This window comes from Agrobacterium sp. rho-8.1 (assembly GCF_033957725.1).
Classification (GTDB): domain Bacteria; phylum Pseudomonadota; class Alphaproteobacteria; order Rhizobiales; family Rhizobiaceae; genus Agrobacterium.
Map to the genome: position 1 here is coordinate 1,069,982 of NZ_CP192788.1, position 19,178 is coordinate 1,089,159.

General features: G+C 55.7%; 23 protein-coding genes. 12 read left to right on the forward strand and 11 right to left on the reverse strand.

Translation table 11 applies throughout. The features are described 5' to 3' along the window. Window positions 1–97: 97 nt before the first annotated feature. Window positions 98–970 carry a DUF817 domain-containing protein gene (locus RMR21_RS05365; protein WP_498669654.1) on the reverse strand — a complete coding sequence of 291 codons (873 nt, stop codon included), beginning with the start codon at window positions 968–970 and terminating at the stop codon, window positions 98–100. Between the two features lie 62 nt (window positions 971–1,032). Between RMR21_RS05365 and RMR21_RS05370 the strand changes: the two genes are divergently transcribed. Next, window positions 1,033–1,443, forward strand: a complete 411-nt coding sequence (locus RMR21_RS05370; protein ID WP_498669656.1) for a ribosomal maturation YjgA family protein — start codon at window positions 1,033–1,035, stop codon at window positions 1,441–1,443. On the opposite strand, the gene msrQ is transcribed toward RMR21_RS05370, so the two are convergent. From msrQ to RMR21_RS05395, 5 genes are all read right to left on the reverse strand, one after another. Then, window positions 1,415–2,074 (reverse strand): protein-methionine-sulfoxide reductase heme-binding subunit MsrQ, encoded by a 660-nt coding sequence (gene msrQ / locus RMR21_RS05375; protein ID WP_498669658.1) that lies wholly within the window; start codon window positions 2,072–2,074, stop codon window positions 1,415–1,417. The genes RMR21_RS05370 and msrQ overlap by 29 nt on opposite strands. Before the next feature lie 2 nt (window positions 2,075–2,076). Next, window positions 2,077–3,018: a protein-methionine-sulfoxide reductase catalytic subunit MsrP gene (gene msrP, locus RMR21_RS05380; protein ID WP_498669659.1), complete on the reverse strand. Its 942-nt coding sequence runs from the start codon at window positions 3,016–3,018 to the stop codon at window positions 2,077–2,079. 228 nt (window positions 3,019–3,246) lie between these two features. Beyond that, window positions 3,247–5,235 (reverse strand): bifunctional 2',3'-cyclic-nucleotide 2'-phosphodiesterase/3'-nucleotidase, encoded by a 1,989-nt coding sequence (locus RMR21_RS05385; RefSeq protein WP_498669660.1) that lies wholly within the window; start codon window positions 5,233–5,235, stop codon window positions 3,247–3,249. A gap of 127 nt (window positions 5,236–5,362) precedes the next feature. Further along, complete coding sequence (locus tag RMR21_RS05390; RefSeq protein ID WP_498669661.1) at window positions 5,363–5,698, reverse strand: PilZ domain-containing protein; 336 nt, start codon at window positions 5,696–5,698, stop codon at window positions 5,363–5,365. 89 nt (window positions 5,699–5,787) lie between these two features. Beyond that, window positions 5,788–6,255, reverse strand: a complete 468-nt coding sequence (locus RMR21_RS05395; protein ID WP_498669662.1) for a DUF1203 domain-containing protein — start codon at window positions 6,253–6,255, stop codon at window positions 5,788–5,790. A 144-nt stretch (window positions 6,256–6,399) separates the two neighbouring features. Here RMR21_RS05395 and RMR21_RS05400 point away from each other — a divergent pair, with 144 nt between their 5' ends. Continuing rightward, a complete protein-coding gene (locus RMR21_RS05400) occupies window positions 6,400–7,290 on the forward strand; it encodes a DUF4344 domain-containing metallopeptidase (RefSeq protein WP_498669663.1) in 891 nt (296 codons plus the stop codon). Window positions 7,291–7,341: 51 nt separating this feature from the next. Here the strand turns inward: RMR21_RS05400 and sseA are convergent, their stop codons facing one another. From sseA to RMR21_RS05420, 4 genes are all read right to left on the reverse strand, one after another. Beyond that, on the reverse strand, window positions 7,342–8,763 hold the full coding sequence (gene sseA, locus RMR21_RS05405) for a 3-mercaptopyruvate sulfurtransferase (RefSeq protein ID WP_498669664.1): 1,422 nt from the start codon (window positions 8,761–8,763) through the stop codon (window positions 7,342–7,344). 17 nt (window positions 8,764–8,780) lie between these two features. Then, entirely contained in the window at window positions 8,781–9,518 is a 738-nt protein-coding gene (locus tag RMR21_RS05410) for an alanyl-tRNA editing protein (RefSeq protein ID WP_498669665.1), read from the reverse strand. A gap of 13 nt (window positions 9,519–9,531) precedes the next feature. Further along, window positions 9,532–10,569, reverse strand: coding sequence for a cysteine synthase A (locus RMR21_RS05415; protein ID WP_498669666.1), 1,038 nt, complete (start codon window positions 10,567–10,569; stop codon window positions 9,532–9,534). Between the two features lie 123 nt (window positions 10,570–10,692). Then, window positions 10,693–12,141 (reverse strand): cryptochrome/photolyase family protein, encoded by a 1,449-nt coding sequence (locus tag RMR21_RS05420; RefSeq protein ID WP_498669667.1) that lies wholly within the window; start codon window positions 12,139–12,141, stop codon window positions 10,693–10,695. A gap of 187 nt (window positions 12,142–12,328) precedes the next feature. On the opposite strand from RMR21_RS05420, the gene RMR21_RS05425 reads away from it, so the two are divergent. Both RMR21_RS05425 and RMR21_RS05430 read left to right on the forward strand, forming a co-directional pair. After that, window positions 12,329–12,595, forward strand: a complete 267-nt coding sequence (locus RMR21_RS05425) for a DUF982 domain-containing protein (protein ID WP_498669668.1) — start codon at window positions 12,329–12,331, stop codon at window positions 12,593–12,595. 307 nt (window positions 12,596–12,902) lie between these two features. After that, window positions 12,903–13,346 (forward strand): TIGR02594 family protein, encoded by a 444-nt coding sequence (locus tag RMR21_RS05430; protein ID WP_498669669.1) that lies wholly within the window; start codon window positions 12,903–12,905, stop codon window positions 13,344–13,346. A gap of 14 nt (window positions 13,347–13,360) precedes the next feature. On the opposite strand, the gene RMR21_RS05435 is transcribed toward RMR21_RS05430, so the two are convergent. After that, window positions 13,361–13,594, reverse strand: coding sequence for a hypothetical protein (locus RMR21_RS05435; RefSeq protein ID WP_498669670.1), 234 nt, complete (start codon window positions 13,592–13,594; stop codon window positions 13,361–13,363). A 127-nt stretch (window positions 13,595–13,721) separates the two neighbouring features. Here RMR21_RS05435 and RMR21_RS05440 point away from each other — a divergent pair, with 127 nt between their 5' ends. The 8 genes from RMR21_RS05440 (at window position 13,722) to RMR21_RS05475 (ending at window position 19,178) form a co-directional block, all read left to right on the forward strand. Further along, entirely contained in the window at window positions 13,722–14,012 is a 291-nt protein-coding gene (locus RMR21_RS05440) for a DUF2934 domain-containing protein (RefSeq protein ID WP_498669671.1), read from the forward strand. A gap of 420 nt (window positions 14,013–14,432) precedes the next feature. Then, window positions 14,433–15,608, forward strand: a complete 1,176-nt coding sequence (locus tag RMR21_RS05445) for a tyrosine-type recombinase/integrase (protein ID WP_498669672.1) — start codon at window positions 14,433–14,435, stop codon at window positions 15,606–15,608. Between the two features lie 319 nt (window positions 15,609–15,927). Then, complete coding sequence (locus RMR21_RS05450; RefSeq protein WP_498670079.1) at window positions 15,928–16,059, forward strand: helix-turn-helix transcriptional regulator; 132 nt, start codon at window positions 15,928–15,930, stop codon at window positions 16,057–16,059. A 63-nt stretch (window positions 16,060–16,122) separates the two neighbouring features. After that, on the forward strand, window positions 16,123–16,407 hold the full coding sequence (locus RMR21_RS05455; RefSeq protein ID WP_498669675.1) for a hypothetical protein: 285 nt from the start codon (window positions 16,123–16,125) through the stop codon (window positions 16,405–16,407). 42 nt (window positions 16,408–16,449) lie between these two features. After that, window positions 16,450–16,881 (forward strand): hypothetical protein, encoded by a 432-nt coding sequence (locus RMR21_RS05460; RefSeq protein WP_498669676.1) that lies wholly within the window; start codon window positions 16,450–16,452, stop codon window positions 16,879–16,881. Beyond that, on the forward strand, window positions 16,878–17,135 hold the full coding sequence (locus RMR21_RS05465; RefSeq protein ID WP_498669677.1) for a hypothetical protein: 258 nt from the start codon (window positions 16,878–16,880) through the stop codon (window positions 17,133–17,135). The genes RMR21_RS05460 and RMR21_RS05465 overlap by 4 nt, the downstream gene beginning before the upstream one ends. Before the next feature lie 43 nt (window positions 17,136–17,178). Beyond that, the gene (locus tag RMR21_RS05470) at window positions 17,179–18,546 is read left to right on the forward strand and encodes an AAA family ATPase (RefSeq protein ID WP_498669678.1); all 1,368 of its coding nucleotides are present in this window, start codon (window positions 17,179–17,181) and stop codon (window positions 18,544–18,546) included. 152 nt (window positions 18,547–18,698) lie between these two features. Further along, complete coding sequence (locus RMR21_RS05475; RefSeq protein ID WP_498669679.1) at window positions 18,699–19,178, forward strand: DUF3597 domain-containing protein; 480 nt, start codon at window positions 18,699–18,701, stop codon at window positions 19,176–19,178.

Sequence of the window (19,178 nt, forward strand, 5' to 3'; positions counted from 1 at the left end):
ATGCAGAGGAGAGTATGGCCGAGAACTGAAAGAGCGATGCTCCATCTGTTGAGCTTTCGTTCAACGCGTCGGGGCTCCCTCATGGCGGCCAATCAACTCATTCTGGCACGGAAATCCTGCTTTTGATGTGCTTCAGATGCGAGACGATGGAAAATGTCATGATGACGAGCAGTGACCACGAGCTCCATTTGCCGACGTGAACGACCGACCAGGCACCCAACTGGTTGGGATATTTCCAGATACCGAAGAAGGTGGATATGTTTTCAGCCAGCCACACGAAAAATCCGATCAGGATGAAGGACAGCAGCAACGGCATCTTCCGATCGCGATCGTAGGGGCGGTAGATGACGGTGGCCCGGGCATAGAGGCCTATGGCGCAGGCGGCGATATACCAGCGATAGTCACCGATGTAGTGGTGGGTAAAAAAATTGAGATAGATGGCAATTCCCATCAGGGTCGCCATCCAGTAGGTCGGATGGTGTTTGATCCGAACGTCCAGCAACCGCCACGCTTGGATAACGTAGCTTCCCACCGCAGCATACATGAAGCCGGAAAACAGCGGCACGCCCAGCACCTTCGTATAGGCGAAGTCCGGGTATGACCAGGACTGGATGCTGCCGGATGTCTTGAACACCTCAAGCGCAAAACCTACGAGATGAAACATCAAGATGGCCTTTGCTTCGTCCAGCGTCTCCAATTTGCTCCAGATCATGAAGAATTGTATTGCCAGCGCGATCACCAATAGCACGTCATAGCGGGGCAGGCCGAGAATGCCCTCGCGCGGTACCAGAAAGATCGAGATGAAAAACAGGCCTGCAAAGAGGCAGGCCCTTGCTTCCTTGATGCCGAAATAGAGAAATTCGAAGATAAAGCGCCTCGCGCCTTTCAACTCGCCCCAAGGCTGGACATCGCATAAGAAAGCATCGAGCGAGGACTGACGGCTTGCGGGGTAGGCGGTTTCGGTGCTCACATCCGGCGTCCTGCTGCTCGTTGAGATTGCATGTCTATAACAATCGGAAATAAAGCAACATCATGATGGCAAGCCGGTACAGTCGTTATTATTCCCGTCCACCTGCGCTTCTGGCATTCGCCTGCGGGATCATTTTGGTCGGGCTGGTGTTACGCCGCTATGGCTACCAAGTCGGCCTGCCATTCATCATTGTAAAATATGGCGGCTCGGTTTTGTGGGGATCTATGATCTACCTGCTCGTCGCGAGCCTTTTTCAAGCCAAACACAGGCTTGGCGCGATCGTCGTGGCCTGCATCGTAGCCATAACTGTGGAACTGATACGCCTGGTTCATTTTCCGGCATTGGATGCCTTTCGGGAAACAGCGGTTGGAGCCCTGCTGCTGGGGCGCGTGTTCTCGCTTTGGAATATCGGCTGCTACATCGCTGGCGTCGTGTTGGTCGCGCTTATCGAAGCGCGGCTCTGGAAGACATAGCCGCTTTGCGGGCTCTCTTGCGCGCCATGATCATTGGCCGGATCGAGCGGTAGCCGAGCAGGATGAGCATGACGGATATATAGAAGACCGGCTCCAATGTCAGCGACTTGCGCGCCAGCACGAAGTGAAGGATGCCAGCGATCAGGATGAAGTAGGAGAGTTTGTGCAACGTGTTCCAGCGGGAGCCAAGCCTGCGGATCGACCAGCGGTTGGAGGTGAGCGCCAGCGGAATGAGCATCACGAGCCCCGCCATGCCGAACATGATGTAGGGGCGTTTGAGAACATCCGAAAGAATGGAGCTGAAGACCAGTCCGCGATCGAGCACGATGTAGACGGCGAAATGGGCCAGAACGTAATAGAAGGCGATCAGGCCCAGCGCCCGTCGGTAGGCGATGAGATTGATATTGAACAGATCGCGCAGAGGCGTGACGACCAGCCCGAGGCATAAGAAGCGCAACGCCCATATGCCGAGCAGATGTTCGAATTCCTTGACCGGGTTGAAGCCCAGCCCGCCGGTGGATGCCAGATAAAAGTACCAGACACCGGGAGCCAGGCCGACAGCATAAAGCGCCCAGATCGCTCCGGGTTGATAACGCTTGGGCAGTGACGGGAGCGAAAGGGCAAGCACCATGGTCAATAATTCGCCTTCAGGTCCAGTCCGGTATAAAGGCTCGCAACGTCGTCATAGCCATTATACATCAGCGTTGGCCGGCGCTGCGTGCTGAAGAAGCCGCCTTCACCAATGCGTTGTTCTGTCGCCTGACTCCAGCGCGGATGGTCCACCTTCGGGTTGACGTTGGAATAGAAGCCGTACTCACGGGCATTGGAGTTCTTCCACGTCGTTTCCGGCTGCTTCTCTACCAGGGAGATGCGGACAATCGACTTGATGCCTTTGAAACCATATTTCCATGGCACGACAAGCCGAATCGGGGCACCGTTCTGGTTCGGCAGGGTTTCACCATAGAGGCCCACGGCAAGGATGGTCAGAGGGTGTCGTGCTTCGTCCAGGCGCAATCCCTCGACATAGGGCCATTCCAGCGGCTGGAATAGGCCGCTCTGGCCGGGCATCTCTTCCGGTCTGACAACCGTCTCGAACGAAACGAACTTGGCGCTGCCCAGCGGCTCAACCTTGTCCAGCAGGGTCGAGAGTGAAAACCCGATCCAGGGAATGGCCATGGACCAGCCTTCGACGCACCGCATGCGATAGGTGCGCTCTTCCAGCGGATATTTCATCAGGTCCTCGATGCCGAATTCCTGTGGTTTGCCGACAAGCCCGTCCACTTTTACCGTCCAGGGTGTCGGTTTGAAATTTCCGGCATTTTCCTTGGGGTCGGATTTGCCCGTCCCGAATTCGTAGAAGTTATTGTAGCTCGTGACAGCGTCCAGCGGCGTCAGCTTTTCATCCAGCTTATAGGCGCCGGGCTTGGCCGTCAGCGGCGATGCGATGGCATCGCGTCCGGTCAAACCCAAGGCTGCCATACCCGCAGCAGCGCCAAGGAAATGGCGGCGCGACAGGTAGACGTCGCGGGGCGTGACATCTGAAAACGGAATGCGGGGCGGATGATAAGCGGGCATGAAAACCTCCTGCGGAGTCAGATCGGAAGAACAGCTATTCAATACCCATTACGTGCGGAGTGGCAGAAAAGTTTTCCGTAACGAGAAAAAATATTGCCATGATCTGGCGCTCGTCCCGCGGCGGATTTGCGACGAAGATCTAGGACTTCTAAGATAATACAAACCGAACGGTAAAATCTGCGAGAGCGAGAGGCATATCACGCAGAATACGCCTCTCTTGCTTTGGCATCAGAGGATCAGGCGGAACTTCGCAAAGCCTTCAGACCCGTCGCCCGCTTCCTCGATCTTTGCGCCCTTTACATCCTTGGCGAATTGCCGCCCCTTCGGTCCGGTTTCGAAAACCGCCGTGGTGTTGGCAACCGGCGCGAAGGACCAGTTATCGTCTGCCGATGGGTTGATGGTGCCCTGCGCGATGATGTAGCGCACGATGACATCGCGATTGGTATCCGGCGCGACGAAGATGATCTTGTCGGAGCCGATATTGGGGAACTTGCCGCCACCGCTGGCGCGATAATTGTTGGTCGCCACCACGAATTTCTGCTCCGGGTCGATCGGCTTGCCACCGAACTGGAGATTGACGATACGGTTGCTTTCCGGGTTGATCGCTTTGCCGTCCTTATCGAATTTCGGCGGCTTGGAAACATCGATCTGGTAGGTCACACCGTCAATGACATCGTAATTGTAGGACGGGAAATCAGTGTTGAGCAATGGTGCGTCTTTGGAACCGGCTTCCACCGTCTTGAACATGCCGGCCGACATTTCCAGCCAGTCTTTCACCTGCGCGCCGGTGATCAGCACGGCCTGGACCGTATTGGGGTAGAGATAAAGATCGGCCACGTTTTTGATGGCGATGTCACCGGCGGGGACATCGGTGTAGTAATCCGAGCCGCCACGACCGCCTGCCTTGAACGGAGCTGCCGCCGAAAGCACCGGCAAATCCTTGTACTGGCCTTCCTTGAGCATATCCTTGATGTACCAGGTTTGCGCGTTGGAAACGATCTGCACGGAGGGATCATCCGCCACCAGCGCAAAATAGGAGTAGAGCGGTGCGGATGTCTTGCCAACGGGACGGCGGACATAGGCCAGCGCCGCTTCATGATCCGTCTTGACGGCAGCGATGATCTCCGGCTTGTCCTTCACATCCGCGACGATCTTGCGGTTTTCATCGCGGTGGGAAATCGGGCGCGCCTCAGTAGTGAAATCCACGATCTTCCAGCTTTTGCCGTCCTTTTCCAGCAACAGGTCGATGAGCCCCATATGCGAGCCCCAGAACCCGGCCATGACGGCGGGTTTGCCCATCAGCGTGCCCTTGACCGGATCGGCACCTTCAATGCCGTCCCATGTCTTGGGGCCGGGGAAGACGAGATGCTGGTGGCCTGTGAAGACCGCATCGATATCCTTGACGCCAGCCAGATAGAGCGAGGCATTTTCCATGCGATCGCTCTGGCCCTTGCCTTCGATACCGGAATGGGAGAGGGCGATGACGATATCGGCGCCCTGTTCCTTCATCACCGGCACCCACGCCTTGGCAGCATCGACGATGTCGCGGGTCTGTGCCTTGCCCTCGAGGTTCTTGGCGTCCCACATCATGATCTGCGGCGGTACGAAGCCAATGATGCCGACCTTGACGGTGCTGGTCGCGCCTGAGCCGTCCTTGATCTGCTTGTCGAGGATGACGTAGGGCTTGAAAAAGAGATCGTCCTTCTTGGGATCTGACGCGAGCTGGCCTTTCGTCAGGTTGGCGCAGACATAAGGAAAACCAGCCCCGCCCAGCGTGTTGAACATGAAATCGAGACCGTAATTGAACTCGTGGTTCCCCAACGTGCCGCAATCGTAACCCAGTATGTTCATGGCGTTGATAACAGGGTGCTTGTCCCCAGCCTTCATGCCGCGCTCATAGGCGATGTAGTCGCCCAGCGGGTTACCCTGAAGAAAGTCGCCATTATCGACCAGCATCGAGTTTCCGGCTTCTGCGCGGATGCTGTCGATGATGGAGGCAGTGCGCGCCAGACCCAGCGTGTCGTTCGGCTTGTCTGCATAATAATCATACGGGAAGACATGAACGTGAATGTCGGTCGTTTCCATGATGCGCAGATGCGCCTGGTTGCCTTGCGCGCGGGCTGCGAACGGATGCAGCATGACAAGCGCCGAAGACGCCGCAATGCCGCCCAGCAGGGAACGTCGCGTGATGGGATGAAGGCCGATAAGCGAAGACATGGAAACTCCTCGATGAAATTCTGAGTGTACGAAATGACGGCAGCGTAAAACGAATTCCAGAGGAGTCCATCATCAAAATGACGGGCATATGACTTGTCCCGGATTTTAAACCGTCCGGTAAATTATTTTATCCTGCTAAGGTCGGCTTCACCTCTTCATGGAAAAAGCGGAAATAGGAGGAGAACTGTGCCAACGTATTGGTGGAAAGCTGCAATTGCAGGCCAAGCCGGTTCATTTGCTGCCATTGCACCGTTCCCTCGATAAAGCCCAGGTCGTCGCTTTGCACGGTCACGCGGCTTCCCTTGGCAACGGCAAAGGGTCCTTCGAGCTCCAGCGCCATGCCGGTGGCCGAAAGATCGACCACGCGGCCCTCTACCGTTTGAGTGAAATATTGAACCGTCCCGTAGATGCGGGTCTTGCTGCGGTTTGCGCCTCTATTTGTCATGCTGAGATTGCCGGTCATCGTTCCCCTCCTGTTCCAATCTTGCCAAAATCGCATGGAAGATTTGATGACCGTTTAGAATATTCCTTAAAATGACCGGGAATGGGACGTTAAGCGCGCTCGATCCTGCATTGATAGCAATTGTTGCGCGCCGAGCGAACATGCACGTAGGCAATGTCGTCTCTCGTCAGAAGCTCGCTGGCACGCTCGGCAATTTTGTTCGTCAGGGTCACTGCACCAGTGCCATAGACGATGCGATTGTCGGAGCTGTAGCCACGTACGATATAATCGGTGCTGTCGAGCATGGGCGGCAATATCTCCCGCGCTGCGTAAGCGCCGCATGATTCGGCATGAATGAAGATCGGGCCGGTCTCCGCATAGGGTTGTGGGCTTGGAAAAGGGCGGTAGGCCAGCAGAAGCGCGGCTTCGCCGTCGCGTATCTGCCCGAGGCAGGCCCGGCAGGGAAGGGTCCCAGATACGATCGAGCGTTCCGGTTTTTGGCCATAGGCATCCAGTTTGTCGAGGCGGAAGGCATCTGCCTCATCTGCAGTCATGGCGGTAAAAACGATCTGTGTCATAGCGGTTCCTTTGCGTTGCTCGATTGTCGCTATGCTCTTCAAACATGCGTGTATCCACCCGTTTCTTGCCTCTGGAGGCAACCACCCCATTGCTTGTGCCGTTGAGTGTGGCAATCAATCGAACATCCTCTTTCTGGAAAGTTCATGCCCATGCTGCGCAGGTTGATCACCGTATCTCTGGTCACCGTTTTCTCGCTTATTTCACCTGCAGCCCACGCGCAAACAGCGCCCGCCTTGGACGATCTTTCCGACGAGCAATTGCAGCAAACAGTCAACTTCGTGATCGGAAATGCCATTTTCGGCCTCTACCATGAAGCTTCGCGCATGCTGATATCCGACTTGTCTCTCCCTCAGATGGAAGCCGGAAAAGACGGCGCCGATCAACTGGCGGCGACCATGATGCTCGAAGCAAACGAAGAGTGGCTGGATACTGCCATCGTCAACGCAACCGACAGCTGGTATCTGGCCCGCTCGGCGCAAGCCCTGCCGGAGCACGATACTCCGCGGCACTCGTCATTGTTGCCAAACACGACACGCGACCGGCAGATGGCCTGCCTGATGGTCGGCAAAGATGCTGGCGGCTATGGTGACCTGGCCGACATGATGGGGCTTCCAAAGGATGACTGGAAGGCTTGCGAAACCGCCTATCCACAAACCGTTTCTCGCTGGAACGAGGCGCTGAAGCCTTATGTAGCGAAGGCCGGAACAACGAAGTTTGTCGCAAACTACGAGCCGGTGCGCGATCCGTTCCTGGATATCTACGCGACCATCGTCAAGGAATCCAAGGTTCTCGACCTGATCGCCCGTAGCTTCGACGGCTATCGCCTCAAGGGAGACGTCAAGTTGACGGCGCGCAGTTGCGGACGACCCGATATCTACTGGTCAGAGGAAAAGCGCGAGATCACCTACTGCTACGAGATCGCAAAGTTTCACGGCGAGCTGATCGCCGGACATCTTTCCGCCGGTGGCAGCGAAAAGGAAAGCGGCCCAGCCCAGGAAATTCCGACAGCGGTAAACCTGGGGCAGGAGCTATGAGTTTATTCTCAACCGTTATCCTCTGAAAGGCAGAGGATAACGGCAAGCGGGTTACCCACGTCTGGAAATTTCCAGATATTCTGTGTCCGTCAGCGGTTCGACCCATGTCTCATAGGTGCTGACGGGCGAGAAACCCATCATCTGGTAAAGCTGAAGTGCGCGGGGATGGTCGAGTGTGTTGGTGGACACGGTGATCTTTTTCGGGTTGTCCTGCCAGGCGGAATAAAGAGCCTGAAGCAAAAACCATTTGCCGACACCGGCACCGATCGCTTCTTCCATCAGGCCGAAATAGGTAAGCTCGGTCACATCGGAATCCAGCTTGTGCAGCTCGAAGAAACCCGCAGGCGCACCGTTCATGTAAAGTACAGTCACCGAATTGGCGGGGTCGCGCAAGGTGGCGGAAAGCTCAGCGTCGCTCATGCGCATGCGTTTATGCCAGTGCCAGCGTTTGCCCACACGCCAATAAAGATAGCGGTAGAAATGCAGCGGAATATCCGTGGTGCGCATGATGGCGGTCTGAATATTGACCGGCACAGGCAGGCTGACCTTCGGGGCCGATGTCATTTCCAGCTGAGTGACATGTGCTTTGATGGGTCCCTGCGGCTGTTCCTCTGTCGGTTCTGTAGGACCGGTGACGATGGCGGTATCTTCCTTGCTGCCCCACTCGGCCCATGAACCGTCATAGAGCGAATTGTCGGCATGCCCAAGCGATTCCAGCGCAAGCGTGATGACTGCCGCCGTGACCCCCGAACCACAGCTGGTCACGATGGGTTGCGACAGATCGATACCCGCATCCGAGATCATCTTGCGGATAGTCGGCAGATCCTTGAAGTGGCCGTTCTCGGAAAAAGCAGTTGCGGGCAGGTTGCGCGCGCCGGGCATATGGCCGGAACGCATTCCCGCACGCGGCTCAGCCTCTTCGCCGGTGAAACGTCCTGCACCGCGGGCATCGGCAATCTGCTCGTTGCCGCTGTTCACGATGGACCGCATCGCTGCAAACGATGTGACGCGTTTCGGCTTGAAGTGCACGTCGAACGTTGCAGGCTCGACCTCTGTCACGCCGGTATCCAAAGACTTGCCCGCCGCCTTCCAGCCATCCAGGCCACCATCGAGGACATAAACCTTGTCGGCACCCATTACCCGCAGCATCCACCAAACGCGCGGTGCAGAGAAGAAACCGGGACCATCATAAACGACGATCGTGTCGCTTTCGCCGATACCAAGCTCGCCGACCTGTTCAGCAAAGAACTGGGGCGAGGGAAGAGAATGGGGCAGACCCGTGTCGTGATCGGCAATCTTGTCCTGATCAAAAAACACCGCCCCGGGAATGTGACCGGCAACATAGTCTTCTCTGCCGTTGCGCTTGTGCGCAGGAAGATACCAGGAGGCATCCACTAGACGAAAATGCGGGGTTCCGAGCTGCTGCTCGACCCAATCCGCCGAAACGACGAAACGGCTTTTGTCCGTGCTCACTCTATTTCTCCCAGACATCAGGCGGATGCGCCGGGCTTGCCGAAACGAATTCGGAAGCGACGGTTTTCCTTGCCCTTTTTTTCAATTTTGGCGATGTGGATATCGCCGACTTCCTGCGTGCTTGCCACATGAGTGCCTCCGCAGGGCTGGCTGTCAACCGCAGAGTTTTCGCCAATGCAGACCAGACTGACGCGCCCGAGACCCAGCGGCGGGCGGACATTCTTGGATTTGACAATATCAGGATTGGCGGCAAGCTCTTCGTCGGTGATCCATTTCAAGAACACCGGATGGTTTTCGTCAACGAGCGCCACCAGCTTGGCTGTGACCTCGTCCTTGTCGATGGTTTCGGACATATCGAAATCGACGCGCGATTCGTCTTCGCCGACGGCAGCCCCTGTAATCGGCCAGGGGCAAACCACTGACAGAAGATGACAGGCAGTGTGCATCCGCATGAGCTTGTAGCGGCGTGGCCAATCTATATGAAGCGTCAGCTTTTCACCGACCGCGGGGGAAGCTTGTCCCTCGGTAGGGACATGGATGATGATGCTTTTGTCGGTGCCATGTTTGGCGACGGCAATTTGGATCTTCGAACCGTCTGCCCTTTCCAATAAGCCCGTGTCGCCCGGCTGGCCGCCTGATGTGGCATAGAAGCAGGTTTGATCCAGTTCTATGCCGCCATCTTCATGAACCGCCGTTACCACTGCCTCGCACGTGGAAAGAGAGAAGTCGTCACGAAACAGGGCATTCACAGGCATATGGGCATTGACCTCAAACAGTTTCGTACGGCACCGAAATCTGTGTTTTCTCCGTCAGCCAGGCGGGAAGGGGAAGACCCTTGGACCGCAGGAAATCCGGGTTGAAAAGCTTCGACTGGTAGCGGTTGCCGTAGTCGCAAAGAATGGTGACAATTGTATGCCCCGGACCGAGGTCGCGGGCAAGCCGAATTGCGCCAGCGATGTTGATTCCGCTGGAGCCACCGAGGCAAAGCCCTTCCTTGGCCACGAGATCGAACACGATTGGAAGCGCTTCGGCATCCGAGATCCTATAGGAATAATCCGGCTCGAAACCTTCAAGATTGGCGGTAATGCGGCCTTGGCCGATACCTTCTGTGATCGACGAACCCTCGGATTTTAGCGTGCCGTTGTGGTAGAACTCATACAGTGCGGCACCTTCGGGGTCGGCCAGACCTATCTTGATGTCTGGGTTGAAATCACGGAGACCGTCGGCGACGCCTGCCAGTGTGCCGCCAGAGCCGACGGCACAAATAAAGCCATCCACCTTGCCGTCCGTCTGGTCCCAGATTTCCGGTGCCGTCGTTTCGATATGAGCCTGACGGTTGGCAATATTGTCGAACTGGTTTGCCCAGATCGCGCCGTTCGGATCCGTTGCAGCCAGTTGTTTTGCCAGCCTGCCGGAAACCTTCACGTAATTGTTCGGGCTGGAGTAGGGAGCGGCCGGTACTTCCACGAGCTGCGCGCCTAGAAGCTTCAACGCGTCCTTCTTTTCCTGGCTTTGCGTTTCGGGAATCACGATGACCGTCTTGTAACCCAAGGCGTTGGCAACCAGGGCCAGACCGATACCTGTATTGCCAGCGGTGCCTTCGACAATGGTGCCACCGGGACGCAACTGGCCACGCCGTTCCGCATCACGAATAATGTAAAGCGCTGCGCGATCCTTGACCGACTGACCGGGGTTCATGAACTCGGCCTTGCCAAGAATTTCGCATCCTGTCTCCTCCGACACCGCGTTGAGGCGGAGGAGGGGCGTATTGCCGATTGCGGTCAGCACAGAGCTATGAATGGTCATGATCAGGCCTTTTCGTACGGTCAGCGAATGAGATGCCGTTTTCTCTTTGTCTATTCGCGTTGTGACAAGGAAATATCTTCCGGTGAATGGGGTCGATGCGCAAAATTTTGCCTATGCCCGATTTTATCCGTGTTTCTTCAGGTCGGAGTAAGCGGAAAGCGCGCGCTGTCTCGCGTCACTATGATCCACAAGAGGGAGTGGGTATGTTTTGCCAAGCTCGATACCCGCTCTCAGCAGGGCTTCCTTCGGTGCATCGAAGGGTTTGTGAATGAACTTTTTATCGAGTTTAGAAAGCTCGGGCACGAATGTTTTGACATATTCGCCGTCCGGATCGAATTTCTCGCCCTGAAGAATCGGATTGAAAATCCGGAAGAAAGGCGAGGCGTCAGCACCAGAGCCTGCCACCCACTGCCAATTGGCGGGATTGGACGCCGGGTCGGCGTCGACAAGCGTATCGCGAAACCACTTTTCGCCTTTCCGCCAGTCGATCAACAGGTGTTTGATGAGAAAGGACGCCGTGATCATCCGCACACGATTGTGCATCACGCCATGTCGCCACAGCTGGCGCATACCGGCATCCACGATCGGATAGCCGGTCATGCCTTTGGTCCAAGCTGTAAATTTCACCTCATCGTTCTTCCACTCGAAAGCGTTGAAATTCGCGTTCCAGTTTTTCTCGTCCAGCTGTGGAAAATGAAAAAGCAGGTGGTAGCAGAACTCGCGCCAGACGATCTCCTTGCGAAAACGACTGAGATCATTCGAGGCGATGTTCGAAGAAAGGCCACGTGTCGCGTCCCAAACCTGCGCCGGTGATATTTCCCCCATCGCCAAATGCGGCGAAAGCAGGGATGTTGCGTCCTTAGCCGGAATGTCACGGCCTTCCTCGTACCCCTTCAGCGAATCTTCGATAAAGTGCTCCAAATTTTCCAAGGCACCAGCTTCCCCGGGCGTCCAGATATCGGAAAACTCCTTTGCCCAATTCGGTTTGGAGGGGAGCAAATCCCAACTCTTAAGCGCGTCGGATTTTGGCCAACTGGTTGGGGAGGGTAATTTCGAAGGTGCAGAAAGCGGCTCAGCTGGCTCCTCGCCGCCCTCGATGGCGCGCCAGAAGGGGGTATAAACCCGATAGGGACCGCCGGTCTTCGTCTTGAGTTTGGAGGGTTCGTGGAGCAGGTGACCCGCAAAGCTTTCGACGGTCAGACCACCCTCTCGCAGGTCAGACTTGAGATGGATATCGGTTTTCATCCCGTCCGGATCGTATCGCCTGTTCCAGAAAATCGCGTCCGCGCCTGTGTCTTTGACGATACGTTCAAGCACAGTTTCAGGGCTACCAGAGGCCAGGACAAGCTTGCTGCCCAGCTGATCGAGGGCTACAGAAAGGGCGTCCAGCGAATGGTGAAGCCACCACGCCTGAGCGTTTCCAAGAGCGCCACACGAATCACCGTCATTTTCACGGATATACAAGGGAATGATGGGCCCGCCATGGTCGATTGCGGCGCTGAGGGCACGATTGTCCGAAAGGCGCAAGTCCTTGCGAAACCAAAGGATAACAGCTTTTTTCTTGTCGGTCATGGGGCACTCTGTTCACGTGTGACTCAATGTTTGTTGAGGAGCATTGTTCCGTCAAAGGCCGTATAGTAAAGCCCTAAAATAACATCGCTTTCAGAGCATAAGTTTTGTCTCTTGAAACCGATTCCAGAGGAACCATATCCCGGGCTCAACGTTAGTGGCGGGTTAATTGCTTATGGAAGTCCAATCAATGATGCTCAACGACGTGAAATGGGAGACCCCGGTGGTTATCTCTCTGGAAAATGGTGCCCCAAGAACGTTCAATGGCGTTTATGAAGCCTTTGATTTTTTGCAACATGAGTGGCCGAGCCGTCACGGAAAAGTATACGAGCAGGCGCTTCGCCTTTGCCGCGCGTCTTTGCTGGGCAGCGTGGCGGGAGAAATTGCACGCACGGCTTTCGTAGAGGCCAGTCGCGACGCGCACTGCCTTGTCGATGCCCATCGGCTTGCATCCTGATCCTTTTTATTGCGCACATCTTCACCCACCCGAAGCACGGCTCCGGGTTGGTGTTTCGTTTCTGGTAAAACGTACTCTTTTAAGTTGAGGTGACATCAAAAATTCTAAAGTATTAACAAATTTCCGAAAAATTGTTCTAATTTTCGCCAATTTCTCGTCAAATTCTCGCTAAATTGCAGGCATAGATCGACAATTGCTGGCACCGCGCAGCATTTGACTGCAGCGGCTACCGGCAGGAGACTGCGAATGTGCGCATAGGTATTCCAGGGGCGAGATATCCCTTGCGCATTTCTAAAGGGCCGAGAATTTGAAATTTACTGCGTTCATTCTGGCTGCTGCGTTTTGCACAGCTTTCACCACACCTTCATCCGCTGGCATGCTCAATCAAGCCGAACAATATTCCGGACTTCATGAAGGCAAAAATACAAAAGCACTGAAGGCGCTGATGGGGGTCAATCCCCGAAAAACGCCTTGGTGCGGGCATTTTTTGAGCGCTGTCGCCACCAAGTCAGGCCGCCAGCCGCCCAAATCATCTGGTTTTGCCAAGTCCTGGACGTCGTTCGGATACGCCGTGCCAACCAGCAGTGCAAAACCCGGCGATGTCGTGGTTGTCAGAACCGGAAAGCGTTACCATGCCGGTATCTTGAAAAGCCTTGGAAGCGGCACCGCCCAGATTTTGGGCGGTAACCAGTCCGGCCGGGTGCAAGTCTCCAACTTCAGCCGAAAGTCTATTGTTTCAGTCCGTCGCTAAAGATTGCTGGGCGCCTATGGCTGCTCTCGCGTCCCGGGAGCAGCGTCGCGCTGATCGTCGTCTTCCAGATCGGTCGCCACAATGAAGGCGTCCTCGTGCTGGCGCGCAGCCTGACGCATCGCCCGCAAATTTGTGGTTTCGTCTGCGCCGATTTCGTCCGGCTTGCCGTGAAGCTCGCGATCGGTTTCGAAGTCTGCGACGTCATCGTCATTAATATCGAGGGGCTTTGAGCGTTTCTCGTCCATCATGGATCTCCTTGGTTACCGTATTAACGACGCCCGGACCCGTGAGGTTCCGTTAACGTTTGTCCGCCGTTTCAGGAACAAAATATCACGCAGCAATGTTTCCTCCTCATCATAGTAAGGGAGAAACGCCGTGACGACTGATCGTGAATCTGAAATCCGCAAAAAGGCATATGAGAACTGGGAACGTGATGGCCACCGCGAAGGTGAGCACGAGCGGCACTGGGCCGAAGCCGAGCAAGAGCTCAATTCTCAGGGACAGTCACCCGCAGCGGAGTCGCTCCAACAGGAGCGTGAAGCCCACGGCGACGACAGCGAAGACAAAGATCTGGAAGAGGGACTGGAAGACAGTTTTCCAGCAAGTGACCCGGTTTCGTCTACATCGACAACCGTGTCCGGCGGTGTAGCCAAGAAGAAGCATTGAGCGCGAGAAATTTCAAAAGGGCGTCGTCAGAAAAGGCGGCGCTTTTTTCTCATGCTTAGCTGGATCAAGACGCGGTGTCTTTGGAGGCCTCACAAGCGGTGAGGCTTAAGCCCATTTGGACTGAGGTAGGCTTGAAATCTGAGGTGGCCAGAATCACGGAAGGCTAAAGCCATTTTCTGGAATAATATGCAGCAAAAGCCCACATGCTTGACGCTGTGTCTTAAATCATTTCATTCACTTAAGATGAAATGGCTCCCCGGGCCGGAGATTTGATGGTGACCATGGCGGAAACCATAGGGAAACTTAACCAGCTGAATTCTATATCTATTTGGATTCTATAGCTCTCCACTTGACCATAACGAACGCTTCATCCATTACTGCAACACCACTAAAGTGGGGAAGATTGCGGGGAAGAAATCGATGGGGAGCCATACGATTAATATGCTGACCGTTAAGAGCATCGCGGCAAGCAAGTCTGTGAAGCTACGCGACGGCGGCGGCTTGTACCTCATCAAGAGAGGCGACAATCGATATTGGATCCTGAACTACACATTCGGCGGCAAACGTCGGGAGATGGGCATCGGTCCACTGCGCGAAGTCGGGCTCGCAGAGGCTCGGGACATAGCGCGAAGCGCTCGCGATCTCGTTCGCAAGGGTATCGATCCCATCGAAAAGAAACGCACGGACCAATCTCCTCGCGCTGACGTCGTGACCTTCGGAAAGTATGCTGACAGTTATGTAGACGCCGCGGTGAAGGCCGGTCGGTGGCGCGGTGCGAAGACCGAGGCCAGATGGCGCAACATGCTAACCAACCATGCCGCGACTATCCGGAACAAACCGATCGTTGAAATAGGTGTGTCGGACGTTTTAGCTGCTCTGCGACCGGTATGGGGCGAGAAGCAAGAAACGGCTGAAAAGTTGCGCGAGACCATTGAGCGCGTGCTTGACTCTGCCAAGGTCGAAGGTCATCGCTCCGGTGAAAATCCGGCCGCGTGGAAAGGCAACCTAGAACACGTCTTGCACAAGCCTGACAAAGTCTCAGGTGAGGGTCATCACGCCGCTATGCCTTATCTGGACGCCCGAGAATTCTTGAAGAAATTGAGCAATGTCATAGGCGTCGGGGCGAAGGCGCTTGAATTCACTATTCTAACCGCCGCTCGTTCCGGAGAGACACGAGGCGCTGTCTGGTCGGAGGTGAGCCTAAAAGATAAGGTCTGGAGCATTCCAGCCGGCCGTATGAAGGGTGGAAAGGCGCATCGAGTGCCGCTCTCGAGTCAAGCGATTGCCATTCTAACGGCAATGAAAGCCCGCGCAGTGAATGATCTTGTTTTTCCTGGGATCCGAGACAAGAAGCCTCTTTCAGACATGTCGCTGGCCAAGGCGCTAAAATCGGCGGGTGGTGGCGCGTACACTGTTCACGGCTTCCGGTCGACGTTCCGCGATTGGGCTACAGAGGTCGCGCTTGCGCCACGCGAGATTGCCGAGGCCAGCCTTGCACACGCGGTTGGTGACGCTGTTGAACGGTCGTATGCGCGATCAGATGCGCTAGAGCGGAGGAGGGCGCTCATGCAAGACTGGTCTTCGTATCTCTATTGACAATATTGACTAATTTGTAAAAGCGGTATACAGATTGATCGTTGTGATTGTGGTGGTCGCAACAAATTCGGGGTGGTGCCCGAGCTGCATGGCTGGCCTTGCCGGAAGACCATGAAGCGACGCAGCAGCGGCTTTCCCGCAGGAATAAACCCTATCGGCTTTAGCCGACACCGAACTTCTCAAACAAATTCATCGTTCCATTTAACGTCAGGATTCTGTCCTGCATCGAGGAGACGCCACGTTGCAACACGAAAACGATAATATACCTGCGCTCATTTCGCTGAATGACGCATGCAAAATCACGTCCATGAGCAGGACAATGCTCAACCGTTACCGCGCTGAGGGCAGGTTCCCAGTCGCAGTCGAACTGGGGGAGCGGCGGGTCGCGTTCGTTCGAGCCGAGGTCAAGGACTGGATACATTCCAGAATTAACGCGAGGGCTTCGGCCTAAGCACCCCAACACCCAACATAATCAACAACTGTAACGTCCGGCGCGTCCGGCGGAGGAGAGACTATGACTCAAGAACAAGGAATGACCATCACGCAAATTATCCGTTTTGCAGAGACCGAAAAGTGCGGGATCGACAATCTTGCGATCGTTTGTGGTGGTGAAAGCGGAAGGCCTTTTGAGGTCCAACACGACTACGGTGACGCGAACGTCAGTTATTGGGAGACACATGAAGAAGCTAGGACGGAAGCCGGACGTTTGTGGCTTACCGGCGCGGTCTCTCGCGTAGAGGATCACATCGTGGCAGCAGCGGAGAGGCGCACTTTCCCAGAGGAATACGCAGCGGCTTAACCCCTACACACCAACCAACCACGCCACCAAGAGGAGACAACCATGCCATCAATTTGCACAACTGAAGGCCTGACCATCAATTCCGAGCACGTCGTTCAGCATCAACATCTTCGTAACGGATTGACTAGGATCCTTCTTTCCACGGGAGGAGATCAGACCGTCGAGGTCGTGGGCGACATCGAGGATAACTTCTATCCCATAGTGCCAGCAAACCCCGGCCATGCCGCGGTGTTCGTCGACTACTATCAGGGCGAATTTTACTACCGCATCCGGTCAATCATCGCATGGCGTGTGTGCCCGAGCGGAAACTTCCCTTTCTTCGCGACTGACGGCGACCTTCTCGACAATTATGAAGCGCTTATCGATCCACTGGGTGGCGTGAGCGACGATGAAGGCAATACCGGCCTCACGCTTGATGAGTGGAAAGTTGCCTTTGAAGCGCGAACGCTCGCCGATCTGAAGGAAGCTGCATGAAAATTCTATCTCTCCGCCGTCCTAGTGACGGCGGCAACACCCTTGCGCGGTTCGATGCCGAGATCGCACCTGGCATAAGAGCATACGGCCTTAAGCTTGTTCAATCACAGAAGGGGCTGAGAGTGTTCGGCCCTTCTACAGCGGGCGGTTCTGCCGTCACAATGGAACCGGCGATCGCTGATCGCCTTGCTGAGATTGCAGTGAGGGAAGTCGCCCGTGGCCAAATTACCGCCAATAACATCGCCGCCGCCTGAGACAAGTGCGCCCATTCAGACCAGATATGGTGGCCCTTGGAAAGTGGGAGATAAAGTAATCCACCCTGACCACGGGCAAGGATCTATCGTCTATGGCGGCAACTTCATGAGCCGCGTGAAGTTCGATGGCGCTGGCGATCCCAAGGTCGTTCTTACGGAGGCGTTAACAACGCTCGACGGCAGAGCACCAGTTCGGCCGGTGGTAGCAAATGATAACGTTCCTACCGAACCCGCGTTATCTATTTTCGATTGGACAGTCGATCGCTTCAAGGGTGAGCCTCCGAAGGTGGAATATCTCGTCGATGGCGTGATGCCTACAGGCGTTCCCGGAATGGTCTCTGCCATGGGCGACACCGGGAAGTCGTACGCGATGCTTGAACTGCACCGACGCGTTTCCTTCGGCTCCAGCATGTACGACACGCCGCTCTTCGGAGGGAAGGTGCTGGCACGCGGGACTTCCGTAATGATCACTAGCGAGGACGATGCCGGCGAAGTTCACCGACGCATAGCCGCCCTCGATCGCAAAGAGGATCGGTTCACGGAATTGGGTGCGAAGATGATCGTCGTTCCGTTGCCTTCCGTAGGCGGAGCACAAGCGTTCTGGAAAGAGGACAGACGTCATGGTCTCTTAGAGACTGATCATTATCGCCGCATCTGTGATCAGCTGTCGAAGATCGATGATCTCCGATTGGTGACATTCGACCCGCTGGCGAGCTTTGCGCACCTTCCACTCAACGAAGATCCAGCAGCTGGACAGTTCGTTTGCACGTCTTTGTCGCGCCTAGCTACTGAGACTGGCGCGACCGTACTTGTTGCGCACCACATGCGCAAAACCCAGAAACCGATAGAGACGCTCGGCGATGCGCGCGATAGCATTCGCGGCAGCACGGCATTGGTCGACGGCCTTCGTTTGGCATACGCCATGTGGCCAGCGGATGACGCGCGCGCGAAGCGCGTTTGCAAGGAGGTAGGCACTGAGTTCGCGCCAGGCAAGGTGGTCTTGGGTGGGGTCGTGAAAGCGAACGGTGCTGCGAGGCGGATCATATCGACTTACGTTAGAAACGAGCACGGCCTTCTCGTCGACAAAACGGCACTGCTCGGTTCGTCGACGCCGCCGACGGGCGATCTCATTGGAGCTTTGGTGGTCACCATTGAAGCTGCAGCCAACGCTGGTTCCCCGTTCACCAAGAGCGGCGCAAGCGGCGTCTATGAAATGAGGGAACGGCTCCCAGACGACCTTAGAAATCTCGCGAAGGCCCGCCTTCACAATCTTGTCGATGCCGCCCTTAATGGCAAGCAGATCGTGAAAACTGCTGCCAAAGGTGAGAAGACAGCCAAATGGCTGGACGTACCTGGCGGTTACTTCGCGACAGGACTGGGGACTTTCACGACGGGGGCTGTGCGGATTTGAGAAGATGGGGCGGGCGGTCGAGTGGCCGCCCTTTCCTAGTTACTGATTAAGCCGTCGGCATTGCGGGACTGGCGGCTTTTTAGTTTTTGCTTAGGAACGTTCCCGAGTCCAACCCGTTCACCTTTGCGAACAATCAAACGGGAGAGAACACCATGAGCATTTTCGGAAAGATCAGGGACGCTATCTTCGGCGGATCAGCCCATGCTGACCAGGCGTCGCCATCAGCAGCAGAGCCAACACCTGCACCGTCGTCCGTACCAGAGCCCGCAGCAACGACCGCACCACCAGTGGGTGGCGCTGGGCAAGCAGTCCCAACTACGTCCGGCGCCTCTGCACCAGTGCCATCTGCCCCAAATTCGGCAAGCCCGAGCCAGCCAGTCGATGTGGCATCGCAGCTCGATGCAGCTGTAAAGCGCAGCGGTCAGAAACTGGATTGGAAACACTCCATCACCGACTTGATGAAAGCTCTTGGAATGGACGCCAGCCTTGCTGAGCGTAAGGAGCTAGCCCACGAACTGGGCTACACTGGCGAGGCCGACGGATCCGCGGCAATGAACACGTGGCTTCACAAGGCGCTCCTCAAGAAGTTGTCTGAGAACGGTGGCAAGGTTCCGGCAGAGCTGCTTGATTAG

Coding starts and splice junctions, on each gene's coding strand:
- RMR21_RS05370 (WP_498669656.1), top strand. CDS start 1,033: ATGATGGCAAGCCGGTACAGTCGTTATTATTCCCGTCCACCTGCGCTT.
- msrQ (WP_498669658.1), bottom strand. CDS start 2,074: ATGGTGCTTGCCCTTTCGCTCCCGTCACTGCCCAAGCGTTATCAACCC.
- msrP (WP_498669659.1), bottom strand. CDS start 3,018: ATGCCCGCTTATCATCCGCCCCGCATTCCGTTTTCAGATGTCACGCCC.
- RMR21_RS05385 (WP_498669660.1), bottom strand. CDS start 5,235: ATGTCTTCGCTTATCGGCCTTCATCCCATCACGCGACGTTCCCTGCTG.
- RMR21_RS05390 (WP_498669661.1), bottom strand. CDS start 5,698: ATGACCGGCAATCTCAGCATGACAAATAGAGGCGCAAACCGCAGCAAG.
- RMR21_RS05395 (WP_498669662.1), bottom strand. CDS start 6,255: ATGACACAGATCGTTTTTACCGCCATGACTGCAGATGAGGCAGATGCC.
- RMR21_RS05400 (WP_498669663.1), top strand. CDS start 6,400: ATGCCCATGCTGCGCAGGTTGATCACCGTATCTCTGGTCACCGTTTTC.
- RMR21_RS05410 (WP_498669665.1), bottom strand. CDS start 9,518: ATGCCTGTGAATGCCCTGTTTCGTGACGACTTCTCTCTTTCCACGTGC.
- RMR21_RS05415 (WP_498669666.1), bottom strand. CDS start 10,569: ATGACCATTCATAGCTCTGTGCTGACCGCAATCGGCAATACGCCCCTC.
- RMR21_RS05420 (WP_498669667.1), bottom strand. CDS start 12,141: ATGACCGACAAGAAAAAAGCTGTTATCCTTTGGTTTCGCAAGGACTTG.
- RMR21_RS05425 (WP_498669668.1), top strand. CDS start 12,329: ATGATGCTCAACGACGTGAAATGGGAGACCCCGGTGGTTATCTCTCTG.
- RMR21_RS05435 (WP_498669670.1), bottom strand. CDS start 13,594: ATGATGGACGAGAAACGCTCAAAGCCCCTCGATATTAATGACGATGAC.
- RMR21_RS05445 (WP_498669672.1), top strand. CDS start 14,433: ATGGGGAGCCATACGATTAATATGCTGACCGTTAAGAGCATCGCGGCA.
- RMR21_RS05450 (WP_498670079.1), top strand. CDS start 15,928: ATGCTCAACCGTTACCGCGCTGAGGGCAGGTTCCCAGTCGCAGTCGAA.
- RMR21_RS05455 (WP_498669675.1), top strand. CDS start 16,123: ATGACTCAAGAACAAGGAATGACCATCACGCAAATTATCCGTTTTGCA.
- RMR21_RS05460 (WP_498669676.1), top strand. CDS start 16,450: ATGCCATCAATTTGCACAACTGAAGGCCTGACCATCAATTCCGAGCAC.
- RMR21_RS05465 (WP_498669677.1), top strand. CDS start 16,878: ATGAAAATTCTATCTCTCCGCCGTCCTAGTGACGGCGGCAACACCCTT.
- RMR21_RS05475 (WP_498669679.1), top strand. CDS start 18,699: ATGAGCATTTTCGGAAAGATCAGGGACGCTATCTTCGGCGGATCAGCC.